A 20,260-nucleotide genomic window follows, 5' to 3' on the forward strand; every position below is an offset into this window, starting at 1 on the left:
AATTTTACTAGCATGCTGGGTGTTATTAATATTTGTAATTTATATAAGGTAATAAAATGTCTCAAGATAAACAGAATTTAATATGGATAGACCTTGAAATGACGGGTTTAGAACCTGCCAGCGATTCTATCATTGAAATAGCAACGATTGTCACCGATAAGGAACTGAATGTGCTTGCACAAGGGCCGGTGTTAGCAGTACGTCAAACAAAACAAACGATGGATGCAATGGATGATTGGAATCAGCAGCACCATGGCCAGTCTGGCTTGATTGAGCGCGTTTTAAAAAGTTCATTATCAGAACGCGATGCTGAACAGCAAACCATTGATTTTTTGGAGAAATGGGTCCCACAAGGTGCTTCACCTATGTGTGGAAACAGTATTTGCCAAGACCGGCGTTTTATGGCGAACTATATGCCAACGCTAGAGGCATTTTTTCATTACAGAAATTTGGACGTGAGCACGTTAAAAGAATTGGCAGGCCGTTGGGCACCAGAAATAATGAAGGGCTTTAAGAAAAAAGCGACGCACCAGGCTTTAGACGATGTTATCGAGTCAATAGAAGAATTAAAGTACTACAGAGAGCATTTTATAAAAATTGGCTAAGTGACTTTGCTTAGCAATTACTTAAAGGCTTTTTCTGTTTTTGTTGTGTGATGGCCCACTGCACATGTTCTTGAATAATTGGGTTGTCGTCATGTTGTTTTTCGCTCAAGGTTTTAATGATTTCCTTATCGTGGGGCGCGTTACCTAGGGCAACGGCAATATTCCTAATCCAGCTGACATAACCAATTCTACGAATAGCAGAGCCCTCGGTGTTTTTAAAAAAAGTGTGTTCATCCCAGCGAAAGATGTCAATGAGAGACGTGGTATCTAAATGTTGGCGCGCTAGGAAGTCTTCTTCGTTCGTCAAACTGGCGAATCGATTCCATGGGCAAACTTGTTGGCAGTCATCACAACCATATATTCGATTACCCATTGGAGCGCGAAATTCTTCTGGGATCGAGCCTTTCAGTTCGATAGTCAGGTATGATATGCAGCGTCTAGCGTCAACGGTGTAAGGGGCGACGATAGCCTGTGTTGGGCAAATATCAATGCAGTCGGTACAACGGCCACAATGTTTTTCGGCGGCTGTATCAATGGGCAGTGGCAGGTCGATGTAGAGTTCGCCTAAAAAAAACCAAGAGCCGGCCTCTTTATTTAATACATTGCTGTGTTTTCCAATCCAACCTAAGCCGGCTTTTTCAGCAATTGCTTTTTCCATAACTGGTGCGCTATCAACAAACACACGGTAGCCAAAAGGGCCTATTTTTTGTTCAATGAGGGTTGCCAGTTTTTGAAGTCTTTTTCTGATGAGTTTGTGATAGTCTCGTCCTAACGAATAACGTGAAATATAGGCGCGAACGGGGTCTTTCATTAAGTCTTTAGTGCGCTCCATGTGCTCTGGTAAATAATCCATGCGGCATGAAATAACACGTATCGTGCCTTCATGTAACTTACTGGGACGTGTACGTTTTGTACCGTGTTTGTGCATATAATCCATGTCGCCATGGAAGCCCGCCTCAAGCCAATGATTTAGCTGTTTTTCAGCGTCAGATAATTCGGTGTCAGTAATGCCGACCTGTTGAAAGCCAAGGGACTGGCCAAGTGATTTTATTTCCTTGGCTAATTGTTGTAAGTCGATGTTGTTTTCGTTCATCTGCGGTAGGATACCTTAAAATGATCATTGAATTTATATCTCAATTTCGAATGTCCTCATATGCCCGAAAAAGTACAAAATAAAATATCGGTATTGGCACATGCTGAGCTGATGACCTTATTGCCGCCTCGTGAACAGGAATCACATAAAGGTGATTTTGGCCATGTTTTGCTAGTGGGTGGTCATCGTGGGTTTTGTGGTGCGATACGGTTGGCTGGAGAAGCAGCGCTAAGAGTTGGCAGTGGTTTAGTTAGTATTGCGACAAAAAAAGAACATGCGGCAAGCCTTACTTTGTCACGACCTGAATTAATGTGCCATGGGGTCGCTGATCAAAGAGAATTAAGGCGAATAGCGACGGCCTGTGATGTTATTGGTATCGGTCCAGGGCTTGGTCAAACACGGTGGTCAAGCAGTCTCTATGAAGCGGCCCTAGAAACGGGGCTAGCAGCAGTGGTTGATGCGGATGGGCTGAATTTATTGTCTAGGTCACCTCGGAAGAATAAAAATTGGGTATTAACGCCGCATGTCGGTGAGGCTGCGCGCCTACTGCGCTGTTCAGCTGCGGATATTCAACTAGATCGGCAAGCAGCTGTTAAAGAGCTCCAGAATGAATATGGAGGGGTGGTTGTTTTAAAAGGTTCTGGTAGTTTAGTTTATGGCGGCGGTGATGATATTTATATGTGTAAAGCTGGTAACCCAGGCATGGCGTCAGGCGGTATGGGTGATGTCTTAACAGGGGTTATTTCAGGTTTAATGGCTCAAGGCTTAACGATTTTAGACGCCGCAAAAATGGCTGTGATGGTTCATGCGATGGCAGCCGATCGTGCGGCTCAGAAGGGTCAAAGAGGCCTGTTGGCAAGTGATTTGATGCAACCAATTCGTGAGTTAGTGAATGATTATTAAAGATGAGCAGGGCATGTTAGCAGCGGGAAAGCAGCTGGCATTGAAGTTGAAAGCGGGAATGATTGTTTTTTTAGAGGGTGATTTAGGTGCAGGAAAAACAACCTTAGTTCGAGGTATTTTACAAGGCCTGGGGCACCAAGGAGCCGTTAAAAGCCCGACGTATAATTTAGTTGAACCCTACATCATCAACGATCAACCAGTCTTTCATTTTGATTGGTATCGAGTAAAGGATGCTGAAGAGCTCGAGTACATGGGGATACGTGATTATTTTAATAACGAATCAATTTGTTTTGTTGAATGGCCAGTTAATGGCGGAGACTTATTAACAGAACCAGATTTACTGATTAAAATAAATATTTACGGAACTGAGAGAGAACTGTTAATATCTAACTATAAAGACTCATAAAAACAGTTGGTTATGAAACTATTCTCGAATAATTTTAAACTGATAGAGCATGTGTCAATGCGGATGTTGGTTGTCTTTGCCTTATCAATAAGTACTACGGCAATCGCCGCTGCAAGTAAAAAAGTGGACTCACTGCGTTATTGGACTGCACCGGATCATACGCGTTTAGTGTTTGGTTTGTCGTCACCAGTTGTGCATAAAGTGTTTTCACTCGATAACCCCCCTCGGTTGGTGGTTGATTTAAATAACGCAAAGTTTGACGCGGTAGTGCCAGCATTTACGACCAATCACAAAGTCGTAAACCAAATACGCCAAGCGTCTCGTAATAAAAATGATTTGCGTGTTGTCATTGATTTGAAAACAGCGGTTAAGGCAAAAAGTTTTGTTTTAAAACCGAATGATAATTATGGCCATCGTTTAGTGGTTGATTTATACCCTAAACAAAATGCAGAGGCTAAGCAGCATGCAGTCTTCAAAAAGTCAGTGAGTTCTGCTCAGCATAACAAGTGGGTTGTTGCTATTGACGCGGGTCATGGTGGAGAAGACCCGGGCGCACAAGGCCATAGAGGAACGCGTGAAAAAGAAGTGGTGTTAGCGATTGCTAAAAAATTAGCGACGCTGGTGAACCAACAGCCCAATATGCAAGCTTATTTAGTTCGTTCAGGGGATTATTACATCGGTTTGCGTGAGCGAATGGAAAAGGCTCGTAAGGCTAAAGCCGATTTGTTTGTATCTATTCATGCCGATGCGTTTAAAGACCAACGTGCGAGAGGTTCGTCCGTGTATGTGTTGTCTACCCGTGGTGCTAGTAGTGAAGCGGCGAGGTGGTTAGCTAAAAGTGAAAACGCAGCCGATTTAGTGGGTGGTGTTAGCTTGGATGATAAAGACGGCATGTTGGCCTCTGTACTGCTGGATTTATCGCAAAACCATACTGAAGATGCCAGTGCAAAAGTGGCAAGTGAGGTGCTGAAAAACTTAAAAGGCGTTGGCCATGTACATAAAAAACAAGTCCAGCGAGCGGGCTTTATGGTATTGAAGTCGCCAGATATACCGTCGATTTTAGTTGAAACGGCCTTCATCTCAAATAAAGATGAAGAAGCTAAGCTACGAAGCCCAAGGCATCAAATGAAAATGGCGAATGCCATTATGAAAGGCGTTAAGACATATTTTGCTCATCAACGCTTACCGTCAGAACCAACGATTCGTATGGCTGCGGCAACTTATAAAATTCAAAGAGGTGATACTTTGTCGGGCATTGCGCAACGCCATCGGGTTTCTCTTAGTTCCTTGAAAAAAGCCAATGACATGCGCAGCAGTAAAATTAAAGTTGGCCAAGTTATTCAAATACCCAGTTAGTTTTTTTTCGATACAATGTGTCTACCTTCATATAGACGCAAAACAACAAACGTATCGAATGCCTTATGCTCATTAAGCAACTACCTCCACAGCTGATTAACCAAATTGCGGCAGGTGAGGTTATCGAACGCCCCGCCTCTGCAGTGAAAGAATTAGTAGAAAACTCACTGGATGCCGGTGCTACTCAAATCTTGATAGAAATTGAAGAAGGTGGGTCGCGGTTAATACGTGTTACCGATAATGGCTTAGGTATTGCTAAAGTGGATCTAGAGCTCGCTTTATCGCGTCACGCAACCAGTAAAATTGGTTCCTTGCATGATTTAGAGTCAGTGCTTAGCTTTGGTTTTCGCGGCGAAGCCTTACCGAGTATGAGTTCGGTGTCACGATTAACGTTAACCTCACGACAAGAAAGTGATAATGCAGGCTGGTCTGTTAAGGCAGACGGTACAGAAAAGGAGCTAGACCCTGTGCCCACCGCACACCCTATTGGCACATGCGTAGAACTGCGTGATCTTTTTTACAATACGCCTGCACGCCGAAAATTCCTTAAAACAGAAAAGACAGAATTTGGCCATATTGAAACAGTGCTTAAGCGAATGGCGTTAAGTCGCTTTGATACAGGGTTTAGCCTTAGGCATAATCAGCGTCAAATTATGGATTTAAAACCGGCCTTATCTAATACTGAAAAGAGCGAACGAGTGGGCTTATTGTGTGGTGATGGTTTTGTCCATGAATCGCTAGAAGTGGATGTCGTCAATGGAGACTTAGGTCTGCAAGGTTGGGTTGGTTTACCAACTTATTCAAGGTCGCAGGCAGATATGCAGTTTTTTTATGTCAATGGCCGTTTGATCAGAGACAAATTGATTAATCACGCGGTTCGCTTAGCCTATCAGGATGTTTTATTTCATGGGCGTCACCCGGTTTATGTCTTGTATTTGAGTATTGATCCTAGGTTAGTTGATGTCAATGCGCACCCAGCTAAATTAGAAGTGCGTTTTCGCGAAAGTAAAGCGGTTCATGACTTTGTTTATCGGCGAATAAAACAATTATTGACGGATGTTCGGCCCTCAGACCATCATGCGGTTAAAACACTAACGCCGACTACGCCAAATACTGTGCCCAGTTACAGCGATATGCAGCAGCGTCAAATGCCAATGTCAGTTTCTGAATCGCCTGTTCATTACGCTAAAGGAACATCATACACCGCTCCAAAAATGTCAATGGCGGCTCCAGCAGTTGATAATCGTGTTCAGCAAGCAGAGGGTGCGCCTCCGCTAGGGTATGCCATTGCACACTTGCACAATACTTATATTCTTGCAGAGTCGGAACAAGGCTTGGTATTGGTAGATACGCATGCGGCCCATGAGCGGATTGTGTACGAAAAGATGAAAAAACAATATGACGCGGGTGAGATACCATCGCAACCGTTGTTGATTCCACAGAAGATACATTTATCGGATGAAGAGGTGGTGGCTTTTGAGCAATACCAAGACATGCTTGAAGGCTTAGCGTTAGACTTAAGTTTGTCAGGCCCAAATACGCTTTTGGTTCGAGCTATACCTGTTTTGCTGGCACAAGATGATGCTGAGGTGTTGGTTAGGAAACTAATTCAAGATTTGGCACAAACAGGGGAAACAAAAAGTATTCAAGAGGGGTGTTATACCGTTTTGGGTAATATGGCCTGCCATGGTTCCATTAGAGCCAATCGACGCCTAACAGAAATGGAAATGAATGCCTTGTTGAGAGACATTGAGCAGACCGAGAATAGCGGTCAATGCAATCATGGGCGACCAACATGGGTGCTACTTAATGTTCAACAATTAGACTCATTGTTTTTAAGAGGTCAATAAACGTATGTCAATTTTACCTCGTGTGGTCATGTTGATGGGGCCAACTGCCTCTGGTAAAACAGCCTTGGGGGTTGAAATAGCAAAGGCCTTAGATGGTGAAGTGATCAGTGTTGATTCGGCGTTAGTTTACCGAGGGATGGATATTGGCACAGCAAAGCCAGATTTAACTGAAAGGCAAGGTGTTAAGCATCATTTAATTGATATTTTAGACCCTTCTGAAAGTTTTTCGGCAGGGCAATTTCGAGAGCAGGCACTCGGGCTGATTAATGAGGTAGCGAGTAGAGGGAAAATGCCGATTTTAGTTGGTGGTACGATGCTGTACTTTCATGTTTTATTAAATGGTATGGCTAAATTGCCCGATGCTAATGCAGCGATTCGTCAAGAGATTGATCAGCAAGCAGCGAGTGAAGGTTGGGAGGCGGTTCATGATCATTTAAAAAAAGTTGACCCGGAGGCGGCTAAGCGAATTCACCCGAATGACACGCAAAGAATACAACGTGCGCTTGAAGTGTTTTTGGTGTCGGGTAAAAGTCAAAGCGATTGGTTGTTAGAACAGGCAAAACAACCTCTACCGTTTGAAGTATTTAAATTTGCTATCATGCCAAGCAATCGTATAGAGCTACATGACAAGATCGCCTTAAGAATGGATAAGATGATTGAAAACGGGTTTCTTGATGAGGTTCGTTGCTTGTTTGAACGAGGTGATTTAACGGCATCATTGCCGGCTATTAGAGCAGTTGGGTATCGACAGGCATGGTCACACTTATTGGGCGAATATGACGAAGTGACTTTTCGTGAAAAAGCGATTATAGCCACACGACAATTGGCAAAAAGGCAGTTTACCTGGTTGCGACAACAGACTAAAACAACCCTTTTGGACATAGCCGCTCCAAGGGTGTTAGAGCAGGTGTTGAGCGAGGTTAACAAAAAAACAATGCGGTAGGCTTGAAATATTGTGATGACATCATCATCTATAAGCAATAGACAATATTAATAAACAAAATTGAGATGTTTTGAGGTACAATTTGTTGCACTGCAAAATAGAATGGATTCGATCGTTTTGGAGTCATTAAGTTAATATTCAAAATAATAAGGAGAAACAAGATGTCTAAGGGGCATAACTTACAGGATACTTTTCTAAATACATTAAGAAAGGAACATATTCCTGTGGCGATTTTTTTAGTTAATGGGATTAAATTGCAAGGGCAAATTGAGTCATTTGATCAATACGTCGTCATTTTAAAAAATGCGATTAATCAAATGGTTTATAAGCATGCTATTTCCACAGTTGTGCCTGCTAGAGCGGTTACGATGCCTCGTGCTGGTGAGGAGGCTTAGTTTATTTATTCGGTTGATTTAATGATTAGCGCTGGGCCTAATTAATGGAGTTGTTTGATCGCCCCGGTACGGGTGAAAGGGCGCTTATTGTTCATTTATCGATTAATGAAAGTTTTTCAGAAGATGATCTAAGCGAGTTTGAGCAATTGGTTATATCGGCCAATGTTGAGCCGCTGGCAACGTTGACTGGCTCACGACGTTCGCCAGACGCTAGATTTTTTGTGGGGAAGGGTAAGTTAGACGAGGTGAAGCATCAGTTGCATGAAACTTGCGCTGATATTGTGTTGTTTAACCATACCCTAAGTCCAAGTCAGCAACGCAATTTAGAAAAAGAATTAGAAGTTCGGGTATTAGATCGGACGAACTTAATTCTAGATATTTTTGCCCAACGAGCACAATCTTTTGAAGGTAAGCTGCAAGTCGAGCTGGCGCAATTACAGCACTTATCGACGCGTTTAATTAGAGGCTGGACTCACCTAGAAAGACAAAAGGGTGGGATAGGCTTGCGTGGGCCGGGCGAAACACAGTTAGAAACAGACCGCCGACTAATAGGCCAACGTATCCGTCAAATTAAAACACGGTTAACAAAAGTTAATAAGCAGCGCGATCAAGGGCGGCGAAGTCGGCAACGCGCTGATGTGCCCACGGTGTCTTTAGTGGGGTATACAAATGCCGGAAAATCAACGCTTTTTAATGCACTGACAAACTCTGCTATTTATGCAGCGGATCAGCTTTTCGCCACATTAGATCCAACATTACGTCAAGTGAAATTGCCTGATTACGGTGAGCTTGTATTGGCTGATACGGTTGGTTTTATTCAAAACTTACCGCATGAATTAGTTGCAGCTTTTCGTTCTACCCTGCAAGAAACGATTGAGGCTGACCTGCTATTACATGTAGTTGATGCAAGTAGTCCTAATAGGCAAGAACAAATCCACGAAGTAAATTCTGTCCTGAAAGAAATTGAAGCAGACAACATCCCACAGGTGATGGTTTACAATAAAATTGATTGCTTACCAGCCGTCGATGCGCATGTAGATAAAGACGAAACAGACAGTGTCAACGCGGTCTGGTTATCAGCAATGGACGGTGATGGAATAAACTTATTGTTAGAGACACTATCGACGCTTTGTCATGATGAAAACACACGAATGAGTGTCGTTTTAAAGCCCGAGCAGGCTAAACTACGAGCGAAGTTATTCCAAGTTGCACAAATTCTTAAAGAAGAAAACCGGGATGATGGTTGCTGGGTTATAGAGCTCAATATATCCAATAAATATAAACATTTGCTGACGACCATCTAGCAGGGCATCATTGAATTAGTGGTTTAAATTCTTGCTTAGCATGGCGTAGCACCCTAAAATTGTGTGCTGAAATAAATAAATTTTTAAAGTTGAGGTTTTAACTATGTCTTGGGATGACTCAGGTAACGATAAAAAGAAGGAAGACCCATGGAGTGGGCGTAAAAAAGAACAACAAACTCCTCCAGATCTAGACGAGTTAGTACGCTCCTTACAAGAAAAATTTGGTGGCTTGTTTGGTGGGGGCGGTTCAAAAGGAACGTCTAATAAGAAACCTTCAAATGGCCCATCAGGCGCTAACCTTGGTGTGTTGGTTGGAATTGCCGCTTTAATTTGGCTTGCCACAGGGATATATATCGTTGATGAAGGTAACAGAGGCGTTATATTACGTTTCGGTAAATATCATGAAACAACATTGCCCGGGCCCCACTGGCGATTCCCTCGCCCAGTCGATAGCGCGATTATTGTTAATGTCGATCAGCAAAGATTTATTGAAATTGGTTACCGTTCTGGTGCTAACCAGCAAGCAGCCAGCGGTGTCCGAAAAGAAGCATTAATGCTGACAGAAGATGAAAATATCATTGATGTTCGCTTAGCAGTGCAATATAGAGTTAAAAATCCACAAGATTATATTTTTAACGTTAGAGCGCCTGAGGTTACGCTAAAACAGTCTGCTGAAAGTGCCTTACGATCTGTTATCGGCAAAAATAAAATGGACTTTGTTTTAACTGAAGGTAGAAGTGAGGTTGTCGCAAAAGTTGAGACAAAGCTGCAAACCATGCTAGATGAATATGAAACCGGTCTGATCATTTTGTCTGTGAATCTTGTCGAAGCACAACCACCTGAAGAAGTCCAAGGTGCGTTTTCCGATGCTATTCGGGCTCGAGAAGATGAGCAGCGGTTTATCAACGAAGCGCAAGCCTACTCTAATGAAGTCATACCTAAAGCACGTGGTGCGGCATCAAGAATTGTGCAAGAAGCACAAGCCTATGAGCAACGTGTAAAATCAGAGGCGAAAGGTGATGCTTCACGTTTTGATCAACTGCTTGTTCAGTACGAAGCAGCTCCAGAAGTGACTCGTAAACGACTTTATTTAGAAACAATGGAAGATGTGTTGGGTAATTCTAAAAAAGTCATCATGGATGTTAAAGGTGGCAATAACTTAATGTATTTGCCTATTGATAAATTGATGGAATCAACCGCTGCTAAAGCATCGGCTGCCCCGAATCGCTTTATTACACCGCCAGAAAAAACCACGCCTGATAACACAGGGCGAGATACAAGTTACAGAGATAGAGGGAGGGGAAGATAATGAAAATGAATCCAATGATGTTGGTTGTTTTAGCAGCGGTTCTTTTTATTGGCTCTGGAAGTATTTTTACGGTCGATCAACGAGAGCGGGTAATCGTTTTTCGCTTGGGTGAAATTGTTCGAACAGACCTAGAGCCAGGGTTACACTTCAAATTTCCATTTATTAATAACGTTCGAAAATATGATGGTCGTCTTCAAACGCTTGATTCTAAGGCAGAGCGTTTTTTAACCTCTGAAAAGAAAAATGTGATTGTTGATACTTTCGTGAAATGGAGAATCGCCAATGTGGATAATTTCTATCGAGCTGTTGGTGGCGACCCTAGGCAAGTTGATACACGATTAAATCAATTTGTAAAAGAAGGCATGCGAGCAGCGTTTAGTAAGCAAACAATTAAAGAGTTAATTTCGGTAGGTAGAGATACAATCCGTTTAGGGCTTGTTAAAGAAATTAATGAGTTAGCAAATGGTCTAGGCATCGATATTATTGATGTTCAAATTAAACGAATTGATTTGCCAGAGGAAGTTAGCGCGTCTGTATACAAAAGAATGGAGTCAGAGCGTGAGCGTGTGGCACGTGACTTTAGATCAAGAGGTAAAGAGGCAGCTGAGAGAATTAAAGCGGATGCTGATAAACAAGGTGAAATTATCTTAGCGACAGCCTATAGGGAGTCGCAAGAATTACGTGGTAGGGGTGATGCCGAAGCGGCTGAAACTTATGCCGGTGCATATAATAAGAACAAAGAGTTCTTCGCTTTTTACCGTAGTTTAGATGCCTATCGTAAAAGTATGGGGGCAGGAGATGACCTTATTGTGCTTGAACCGACATCTGATTTCTTTAAATATTTTAAGAAACAGTAAGTTTATATAAGCAGTAATTGCTAATGGGGTTTTGTAATGGCGTGGCAAGAACTATTTGCGGCAATGGCATTGGTGTTGGTTTTAGAAGGGATTGTTCCATTTATAAGCCCCGATGCACTACGCAAAACCTATCAGCGGTTAATAGAAATGGATGATAAAACGATTCGCATGTCAGGGCTTTTAAGCATGATTGCGGGTGTTATTTTATTAACGCTGGTGCGATAAGGTTAACAAGTTAATGGCTAAGAAAAATAATTGGATGTTACCAGAAGGTATTGATGCCTTACTCCCGAATGAGGCGGCTCGTTTGGAAACCATGCGGCGCAAATTGTTAGATTTGTTTCGATCTTGGGGGTATCAGTATGTTATTCCACCAATGGTTGAATTTCGCGATACCTTGCTAACAGGAACGGGCAGTGAATTAGCGCTTCAGACGTTTAATTTAACTGACCAGATCAGTGGTAAAGCTTTAGGGGTTAGAGCCGATATGACGCCGCAAGTGGCTCGTATGGCCTCACATCACCTTTATAAAGAGGCACCTACTAGGCTTTGTTACCTCGGCTCAATACTACAGGCGCGAGGTGCTAAGATTGAAAAATCACGTAGCCCAATTCAAGTAGGGGTAGAGCTTTACGGCAGCCAGCACATTGAAAGTGATGTGGAAATTATACGGTTGATGCTCGAAACCTTAGCAATAGCTGGCTTACAAGAAGTTCACTTAGATTTAGGTCACGTGGCCATTTTTAGAGAGCTTGCCAAAAACGCCGGCTTAACGGTTGAGCAAGAAGCTGAGTTATTTGAAGTATTGCAACGAAAAGCGACGGAAGAGCTAGAAGAATTGCTATCAACCTTCCAGTTAGATAAAGCTTGGTATGAGGCTTTTTATCAGTTGTTAAACCTAAATGGTGATATATCTGTTCTTAATGATGCAAAAACTAATTTAGCAATTGGCGGCGCTGATGTTTTACAAGCGATAGACGAGCTTCAACGGACCGCTGAATTACTGCAGAATATTTACCCCGCGTTACCTTTATACTTTGATTTAGGTGAGCTTCGTTGTTATCAATACCAAACAGGTATTGTGTTTGCTGCGTTTGTGCCGGGCTTTGGCTCAGAAGTGGCGCGTGGTGGCCGATACGATAACTTAACAGAACAAATGGACGATTTGCTACCAGCCACTGGGTTTAGTGCGGATGTCAAAGTGTTATCACGCTTAAGTCAGTTAAGCGAAGAACAAACTGACAATGTTATTTTAGCGCCCGATGTAATGGATGCTGATTTGCATGATGTTATTCGTCAATTGCGAGCATCGGGCCGAATTGTTATACAAGCGCTACCCGGTGATACGCAACAACCCGATCATACGTTGACCATCAAACAGATAAACGGTCAATGGCAAGTGAGTGAATAACGCACTTGTATCAATTCATAATCATAGTTTAGATAGAGACATAAAATGGGAAAAAATGTTGTCGTAATTGGCACCCAGTGGGGTGACGAGGGCAAAGGTAAATTGGTTGATTTATTAACTGATGATGTTGCTGCAGTTGTGCGCTTTCAAGGGGGGCATAATGCTGGCCATACCTTAGTGATTGGAAATGAAAAAACAGTATTGCATCTGATTCCATCAGGTATCTTAAGAGAAAATGTTCAGTGTTTAATTGGTAACGGTGTTGTGTTATCGCCCGAAGCTTTATTGACTGAAATGGATATTTTAGAAAAAGCCGGTGTTAAGTTGGATGGACGCTTGAAGATTAGTGAAGCCTGTCCATTAATATTACCTGTGCATATAGGTTTAGATCTAGCGCGCGAAAGAGCACGAGGTAATAAAGCAATTGGCACCACAGGACGTGGAATTGGGCCTGCTTATGAAGATAAGGTTGCAAGACGAGGTTTGCGTGCCGGCGATTTATTAACACCAAAGATTTTTGCGGAAAAGCTGCAAGAACTATTGAAGTACCATAATTTTGTGTTGGAGCATTATTTCAATGCCGAAACGTATGATTTTCAAACAATGTATGACCAAGTAATGGAGCAGGCACAGATCATTAAGCCAATGCTTATTGATGTGGCCGATCAACTGCATAAATACAGTCGCGACAGTCAAAATATTTTATTTGAAGGCGCACAAGGCGCATTATTAGATATTGACCATGGCACCTACCCCTATGTTACTTCGTCTAACACTACTGCTGGTAGTTCGGCCAGTGGCAGCGGAATGGGGCCTTGTGATATGGATTATATTTTAGGCATCACTAAAGCTTATACAACGCGTGTTGGTAGCGGACCGTTTCCGACCGAGTTAAATGATGAAGTGGGGGAGTACTTAGGTAAAAAAGGGCATGAGTTTGGTGCAACAACCGGTCGTGAAAGGCGTTGTGGCTGGTTCGATGCTGTGTCACTTCGACGCTCTGCCCGCTTGAACAGTTTAACTGGTATTTGCTTAACCAAACTGGATGTAATGGATGGACTCAAGGAAGTAAAAATATGCACCGCATATAAGTTAAACGGTGAGATTATTGACGTACCACCCATTGGTGCTGAAAATTATGCACAGTGTGAGCCAATTTTTGAAACAATGCCTGGCTGGCAAGGTCAAACGGAAGGGTGTAAATCGTTAGACGGCTTTCCAAAAGAAGCGCTAGCGTATATTAAACGATTAGAGGAACTCGTAGAGGTGCCTATTGATATTGTTTCCACAGGACCAGAAAGGACAGAGACGATTGTTCTGAATAACCCATTCAGTTAATGCTAAACAATTGATGCCTTAATACATAAAGCCCTTATAACGTATATTTATAAGGGCTTTTTTTTGCACGAAATTAGTGATCTATGGACTATATACATAGCCCAAGCATTAGTTTTACTATTTTTGACTCATAATTGGCCAGTGTTAAACTGATTAAAAGAATAATAATAAAAATAGGGGAAGCGTATGTTTAATATGACAAATTATGATGATGTCAAAGCATCATTCAGATTAGAAACGCCGGCACTTTATAACTTTGCTTTTGATGTCATTGATAAAAGAGCGCAAGAAGCCGATAAATTGGCGTATATCGAAGTCGATAGTACGGGCGAGAATATTCGATATTATCAATTTAGCGATCTTTCTAAACGATCTAATCAATTTGCAAATGGCTTGCTAAGCTTAGGCGCTAAAAAAGGCGACTTGGCTTTTGTTATGATTCCCCTAGTTGGTGAATGGTACTCAGTAATGCTGGGCTGTTGCAAATTAGGTGTGGTAACGATGCCAGCTACTAATTTGTTAACCTCACAAGATATTGAATATCGTATCAATCGCTCAAAGGCCAGTATGGCAATTGTGAGTGCCAATAACGCAGATAAGGTTGAGGCGATTAAAAAGAACTGCCCTAGTCTTAAGACGCTGATTGTTATTGGAGAACCAAAAGAAGGTTGGTGTACATTTGAATCACTTACTCAACCTGCAAGCACTCATTTAGATAGGTCACAATTAGCACCGAGCAAAGCATCAGATTTAATGATGATTTACTTTACCTCTGGTACGACAGGAATGCCAAAAATGGTGCCACGAGATAACGCCTATGCACACGCCCATACGATTACGGGTAAATATTGGATGGATCAGCAAGAAAATGATATCCATTGGACGTTGTCTGACACGGGTTGGGCTAAAGCAGCCTGGGGAATGTTGTATTCACCATGGCAAATGGGGTCTGCAATGGTGTTGTTTGATGGTGTGGGTTTTGATGCCGAATTACACTTGAAATTAATTGAAAAGTTAGGAGTAACAACATTCTGCGCGCCGCCAACCGTTTACCGAGTATTTGCTCAAATGGACTTATCAAGCTATAACTTAAGTTCAGTTCGTCATGCGTTAGGAGCAGGTGAGCCGTTAAACCCGGAAGTGATTAAAGCTTGGTATAACGCCACGGGTGGAAAAATTTACGATGGCTATGGTCAAACCGAAACCATTAATATTGTTGCCAACTACCCATGCATGCCTGTTAAACCAGGCTCTATGGGTAAGCCGGTACCGGGTGTTAATGTGCAAGTTGTTGATGAAAAAGGTGATATTTGTGCGGTAGATTGCATTGGCAGTATAGCCATTGAACTAACAGAGCCGCTTCAGCCGGGTATGTTTGAGGGCTATTGGCAAGATGATGAAGCAACGGCAATGTGTTTCAAAAACGGTTGGTACTATACGGGAGATAATTGTAGCGTCGATAAAGACGGGTATTTTTGGTTTGTTGGGCGCTCAGATGACATGATTAATTCATCGGGATACAGAATTAGCCCATTTGAAGTAGAAAGTTCTTTATTAGAACACCCTGCCGTTCTTGAGTCAGCGGTCATTGGAAAGCTAGATGAAGCACGTGGCGAAGTAGTTAAAGCGTTTATTATTTTAGCCAGTAACTATCAACCTAGTGATGAGCTGAGACGAGACATTCAAGCTTTCATGAAAAAACAGACAGCACCTTATAAATACCCACGAGAAATTGAATTTGTTGAGTCATTACCAAAAACAATTTCAGGAAAAATAAGGCGTATTGAACTAAGGCAAAATAGTTAGGAGTTATAGCATGTCAGTAGCACAAGAGACGGTCGTTGACCCCAGTAAACTTGTAAAATATAAAGCTAATAACCACGTGCGTTTTATTACCGCAGCCAGTTTGTTTGACGGTCATGATGCGGCGATTAATATTATGCGCCGTATTCTTCAATCAACGGGGGCTGAAGTTATTCACTTAGGGCATAATCGTTCGGTACAAGAAGTGGTTAATGCAGCTATTCAGGAGGATGTGCATGGTATTGCAATAAGCTCTTATCAAGGCGGACATGTTGAATATTTTAAATACATGATTGACCTGTTAAAAGAAAAGGGGGCATCGCATATCAAGGTCTTTGGCGGCGGCGGTGGGGTTATCGTGCCAGAAGAAATTGAACAGTTGCATGCCTATGGTGTGTCTCATATATTTAGTCCAGCCGATGGGCAATCATTACAGCTACAAGGGATTATCAATGAGATGATCGAAACATCGGACTATGACCTTGCACAGGTAGGTATACCTGATGATTTTGATGATTTGAATGAACACGGGTATCGAAAATTATCACGTCTTATTACAGGCTTCGATGAAAATACGGTTTCAAAACAATCTACTGATGCAATCAATGTGCGTGCTAAGGCGTTTTCAAAAACCCCTGTGTTGGGTATTACGGGAACCGGTGGTGCTGGTAAGTCGTCCTTAACAGATGAGCTTATTAGACGTTTTAATATTGAGCTTGAGCATTTAAAAATTGCGGTTATTGCCATTGACCCTACCAAACGTAAAACGGGTGGTGCCCTATTAGGCGACCGTATTCGTATGAATGCGATTAATCACCCGAATATTTATTTTCGATCGATCGCAACGCGCAACACGAAAGGCGAAGTCCCTGAAGCATTACCAAACATTATAGATGCCTGCAAAGTTGCAAATTTTGATTTAATTATTGTAGAAACCCCAGGCATTGGGCAGGGTGATGCGGGTATTGTTCCGTTTGTTAATGTATCGATGTATGTGATGACGCCTGAGTTTGGGGCAGCCAGTCAGTTAGAAAAAATTGATATGTTGGATTTTGCTGATGTGGTGGTGATTAATAAATTTGATCGCAAAGGCAGTGATGATGCTTTTCGCGAAGTTAGAAAGCAGTATCAACGTAATTACGAACTCTTTACAACCCCGATCGAAGAACTGCCAATTTATGGCACCATCGCATCAAAATTTAATGATGATGGGGTGACGGCGTTGTATCAGGGCTTATTAAAAATCTTCGAGAGCAAAGAGCTTAACACCTGGGAAGGTGACTTTTTTGCTCAAGTAGCCATCAAACGCTCAACAACAAGTAGCGCGATTATTGCTGTTGAACGGCAACGTTATTTAGCTGAAATTGCCGAAACAGTGCGTGATTACCATAAAAAAATCGAACAGCAAGTCACCGTTGCACGAGAACGTCAGCAATTGAAACAAGTGCAACGTATGTTGGGTGAGCCTGCAAGCGACGAAGCCTTCAATAGACAAATTTTGAAGCGTGAAAATGCGCTCGATCCACGCTGTAAAAGATTGCTTGATGTTTGGGAAGATACAAAAAAAGCCTATAAAGAAGACACCTATGTGAACACTATTCGGGATAAAAAAGTGACAACGAATATAGCAACATACTCTTTGTCAGGCACCCGTATTCCAAAAGTCTCAATACCCGCTTATGAAGACGATGGCGAACGATTACGTTTTTTATTAAAAGAAAATTTACCGGGAAGCTTTCCGTATACCGCCGGTGTGTTTAATTTTAAGCGCGAAGGTGAAGACCCAGCCCGTATGTTTGCGGGTGAGGGCGACCCCTTCAGAACCAATCGACGTTTTAAATTATTGTCTGAAAGTTCAGAGGCAACACGGCTATCAACAGCCTTTGATTCGGTAACACTGTATGGCAATGACCCAGGTGTGAGGCCCGATATATATGGGAAAGTTGGCAATTCGGGCGTTTCTATTGCTACTTTAGACGATATGAAAGTTTTGTTTGATGGTTTTGACTTATGCGCACCAACAACATCCGTTTCGCTAACGATTAACGGCCCAGCGCCAACCTTATTGTCGTTCTTTTTAAATACCGCTATTGATCAACAGTGCGATAAATTTGAAGAGGAAAAAGGACGCTGCCCCTCAGAGGACGAACGCAATGAGATTAAAGATTGGGCTTTATCGAATGTACGAGGTACCGTTCAAGCAGATATTCTTAAAGAGGATCAAGGTCAAAACACGTGTATTTTTTCGACAGAATTTAGCCTGAAAATGATGGGTGACATCCAACAATATTTTATCGATAAACAAGTCCGTAATTTCTACTCAGTCTCGATCTCGGGTTACCACATTGCTGAAGCGGGCGCGAACCCTATTTCCCAGTTGGCCTTTACCTTGTCAAATGGCTTTACTTATGTAGAAACCTATTTGTCACGAGGTATGCATATTGATGATTTTGCCGCTAATTTGTCATTCTTTTTTTCTAATGGTATGGACCCGGAATATACCGTTATGGGCCGAGTAGCGCGGCGAATTTGGGCCGTTGCAATGCGTTTTAAATACGGGGCAAATGATCGCTCACAAAAATTAAAATACCATATCCAAACATCGGGCCGTTCATTACATGCTCAAGAGATGGATTTTAATGATATTCGGACTACTTTGCAGGCATTGATTGCCATTAATGACAACTGCAATAGCCTTCATACCAACGCATATGATGAAGCGGTGACAACACCAACCGAAGAGTCTGTCCGCCGTGCGATGGCAATTCAACTTATTATCAATAAAGAGTACGGCCTTGCAAAAAATGAAAATGCCTTGCAGGGGGCTTTTATTATCGAAGAGCTGACTGATTTAGTCGAAGAAGCAGTGCTACGCGAATTTGAACGCATTTCTGAACGTGGTGGTGTGCTCGGTGCAATGGAGACGGGGTATCAACGTGGGAAAATTCAAGATGAATCAATGAATTATGAAATGTTGAAACATACAGGTGAGCTGCCAATTATTGGGGTAAACACGTTTAAAAATCCAACGGCTGATGAGTCCGTAACGTCTATCGAATTGGCGCGCTCCACGGAAGAAGAAAAACAAAGTCAATTGCATCGATTAAAGGCTACCCACGAAGCAAACGAAGATAAGGCCGTAGAAGCACTGCATGATTTACAACAGGCGGTGCAAAATAATGAGAACGTTTTTGAGGTGTTAATGGAGGCAGGTCGCTATTGCTCATTGGGCCAAATTACAGAGGCGTTTTTTGAGGTCGGCGGACAGTACCGCCGGAATATGTAGGCGGTAGTAATCTAAAAATAAGCTTGATAAAACTAAAGCTAAGACCTAGTTGTTAAGGCTTTTATTGATCTGGCATGCCAATTGCTCTGTTGTAAACATATTTAAAGCAATATGGAGATGGCAATGGACGTACCAGCTATATTAAGTCCACAGATGGGTAGCGCCTCGAAGGGTGCTGCTGATTCGGTTATAAGTGATTCCAGTCGCTCAAACGATGACGGGTTTTCAAAACATTTTGAAAAAAATATAGACCGTCTTAATAGGCAGAGTCATGAACCAGCATCATCGGATAAACATGCTGAAAACACTGGTAACACGGCGGTTGTTGTTAATAAGACTAATGCGCCGGAAGCTGCTTCATCCTCCAAGATTGTAACGGCTGATGAAACTCAATCAGAACAAACGGCAACGGTTACCGAGGTGCTATCTAACGCTTCAGGGCAACTGCATGAAGACGTCATTATCGTAGAAAATACAGCTGAGATACCCACAGAGGTAGGCGTAATATTAGTTGAGCCTAAGCTTGAAGCAGGGGAAGCTATGGCTGCGATTAGCGGCAATGAATTGCCACCAGCGGCAGCTTTGGGCGGCCCATTAAACAGCGATATATTGGCTAATGCTAATGTGCGCGACAAAGATATAGTGTTTGACCCACTAACGGCCGGACGGTTGCCGGACCAGAGGGGTAGATTGAATGGGAAAGGTGGCGAAGTGAATTTTTTGAATTCGTCGGCTACGCTGCCATCCTTAAATAAGCCTCAATCTACAAGTCTGCCTGATGCACTTGTAGGTGATTTAAAAAACACAGTGTCTGATACGGTAAACTCCATGTTTACTCAGCAAACGGCAGGCAGTAAAGCTTTACCAGCAACAGAAGGCTTGTTATTAAATGTAGGGGCACCGGTTGCTGGGCAAACACAACATGCCGTAATTGATAAGGCAAATTTGCAGCTTGATACGCCAATGAACAGTCAGAAGTGGGGGGAGCACTTCACCCAGCGAGTACAGTGGGTAGTGGGCCAATCCATGTCGGGCGCACAGATTAGGTTGAACCCTCAGCATATGGGGCCTATTGAGGTCAGAGTCCAAATGCAAAATGATCAAGCAATGGTGTCATTTACTGCACAACATGGTGCAACAAGAGAAGCCATTGAGGCGGCTCTTCCCCGCTTACGCGATATGTTGAATGAGCAAAACGTCAACGTGGTGGATATTGATGTATCGCAACATTCATTTAGTGATCAACGTGAACAAGCTTCCAATAGCCAAGAAGGTGGAATGGCTCAATCAGATGAGTTTAATCGGGACACCGGTGAATCAATGTTTGATTCACAAGATGCTGAACAAGTACGACGATACACTGGTTTATTTAGTGACTTTGCCTGACGTTTAAATAGACAG

17 protein-coding genes are annotated in these 20,260 nt (G+C 42.5%); 16 read left to right on the forward strand and 1 reads right to left on the reverse strand.

Features of this window, described 5'->3' with window-relative positions; genetic code table 11:
* The first annotated feature begins 56 nt into the window (after positions 1-56).
* On the forward strand, positions 57-605 hold the full coding sequence (orn, locus tag CYCME_RS04425) for an oligoribonuclease (RefSeq protein WP_016390003.1): 549 nt from the start codon (positions 57-59) through the stop codon (positions 603-605).
* 10 nt (positions 606-615) lie between these two features.
* Here orn and queG read toward each other — a convergent pair whose 3' ends face one another.
* On the reverse strand, positions 616-1,698 hold the full coding sequence (queG, locus tag CYCME_RS04430) for a tRNA epoxyqueuosine(34) reductase QueG (protein WP_020932238.1): 1,083 nt from the start codon (positions 1,696-1,698) through the stop codon (positions 616-618).
* A gap of 60 nt (positions 1,699-1,758) precedes the next feature.
* Here queG and CYCME_RS04435 point away from each other — a divergent pair, with 60 nt between their 5' ends.
* The 15 genes from CYCME_RS04435 (at position 1,759) to CYCME_RS04505 (ending at position 20,245) form a co-directional block, all read left to right on the forward strand.
* On the forward strand, positions 1,759-2,601 hold the full coding sequence (locus CYCME_RS04435) for an NAD(P)H-hydrate dehydratase (RefSeq protein WP_020932239.1): 843 nt from the start codon (positions 1,759-1,761) through the stop codon (positions 2,599-2,601).
* Complete coding sequence (gene tsaE / locus CYCME_RS04440) at positions 2,591-3,007, forward strand: tRNA (adenosine(37)-N6)-threonylcarbamoyltransferase complex ATPase subunit type 1 TsaE (RefSeq protein WP_020932240.1); 417 nt, start codon at positions 2,591-2,593, stop codon at positions 3,005-3,007. The genes CYCME_RS04435 and tsaE overlap by 11 nt, the downstream gene beginning before the upstream one ends.
* A gap of 12 nt (positions 3,008-3,019) precedes the next feature.
* On the forward strand, positions 3,020-4,363 hold the full coding sequence (locus tag CYCME_RS04445) for an N-acetylmuramoyl-L-alanine amidase (protein ID WP_223253224.1): 1,344 nt from the start codon (positions 3,020-3,022) through the stop codon (positions 4,361-4,363).
* Positions 4,364-4,428: 65 nt separating this feature from the next.
* Complete coding sequence (mutL, locus tag CYCME_RS04450) at positions 4,429-6,213, forward strand: DNA mismatch repair endonuclease MutL (protein WP_020932242.1); 1,785 nt, start codon at positions 4,429-4,431, stop codon at positions 6,211-6,213.
* Positions 6,214-6,217: 4 nt separating this feature from the next.
* The gene (gene miaA / locus CYCME_RS04455) at positions 6,218-7,156 is read left to right on the forward strand and encodes a tRNA (adenosine(37)-N6)-dimethylallyltransferase MiaA (protein ID WP_020932243.1); all 939 of its coding nucleotides are present in this window, start codon (positions 6,218-6,220) and stop codon (positions 7,154-7,156) included.
* Between the two features lie 161 nt (positions 7,157-7,317).
* Positions 7,318-7,551, forward strand: coding sequence for an RNA chaperone Hfq (gene hfq, locus CYCME_RS04460; protein ID WP_015006358.1), 234 nt, complete (start codon positions 7,318-7,320; stop codon positions 7,549-7,551).
* A 44-nt stretch (positions 7,552-7,595) separates the two neighbouring features.
* Positions 7,596-8,855, forward strand: a complete 1,260-nt coding sequence (hflX, locus tag CYCME_RS04465) for a ribosome rescue GTPase HflX (RefSeq protein WP_020932244.1) — start codon at positions 7,596-7,598, stop codon at positions 8,853-8,855.
* A 103-nt stretch (positions 8,856-8,958) separates the two neighbouring features.
* Positions 8,959-10,164 (forward strand): FtsH protease activity modulator HflK, encoded by a 1,206-nt coding sequence (hflK, locus tag CYCME_RS04470; protein WP_015006356.1) that lies wholly within the window; start codon positions 8,959-8,961, stop codon positions 10,162-10,164.
* The gene (hflC, locus tag CYCME_RS04475) at positions 10,164-11,021 is read left to right on the forward strand and encodes a protease modulator HflC (RefSeq protein WP_015006355.1); all 858 of its coding nucleotides are present in this window, start codon (positions 10,164-10,166) and stop codon (positions 11,019-11,021) included. Before hflK ends, hflC begins: the two co-directional genes overlap by 1 nt.
* Positions 11,022-11,057: 36 nt before the next feature.
* Positions 11,058-11,246, forward strand: a complete 189-nt coding sequence (locus CYCME_RS04480; RefSeq protein WP_015006354.1) for a DUF2065 domain-containing protein — start codon at positions 11,058-11,060, stop codon at positions 11,244-11,246.
* A gap of 13 nt (positions 11,247-11,259) precedes the next feature.
* On the forward strand, positions 11,260-12,432 hold the full coding sequence (locus CYCME_RS04485) for an ATP phosphoribosyltransferase regulatory subunit (RefSeq protein ID WP_041932897.1): 1,173 nt from the start codon (positions 11,260-11,262) through the stop codon (positions 12,430-12,432).
* Positions 12,433-12,477: 45 nt separating this feature from the next.
* Positions 12,478-13,770: an adenylosuccinate synthase gene (locus CYCME_RS04490; protein WP_015006352.1), complete on the forward strand. Its 1,293-nt coding sequence runs from the start codon at positions 12,478-12,480 to the stop codon at positions 13,768-13,770.
* Between the two features lie 186 nt (positions 13,771-13,956).
* Positions 13,957-15,576 carry an acyl-CoA synthetase gene (locus CYCME_RS04495; protein ID WP_020932246.1) on the forward strand — a complete coding sequence of 540 codons (1,620 nt, stop codon included), beginning with the start codon at positions 13,957-13,959 and terminating at the stop codon, positions 15,574-15,576.
* Between the two features lie 10 nt (positions 15,577-15,586).
* Positions 15,587-18,859, forward strand: coding sequence for a fused isobutyryl-CoA mutase/GTPase IcmF (icmF, locus tag CYCME_RS04500; RefSeq protein WP_020932247.1), 3,273 nt, complete (start codon positions 15,587-15,589; stop codon positions 18,857-18,859).
* Between the two features lie 123 nt (positions 18,860-18,982).
* Complete coding sequence (locus CYCME_RS04505; protein WP_041932898.1) at positions 18,983-20,245, forward strand: flagellar hook-length control protein FliK; 1,263 nt, start codon at positions 18,983-18,985, stop codon at positions 20,243-20,245.
* Positions 20,246-20,260: the final 15 nt, after the last annotated feature.

The organism is Cycloclasticus zancles 78-ME (assembly GCF_000442595.1).
Classification (GTDB): domain Bacteria; phylum Pseudomonadota; class Gammaproteobacteria; order Methylococcales; family Cycloclasticaceae; genus Cycloclasticus; species Cycloclasticus pugetii.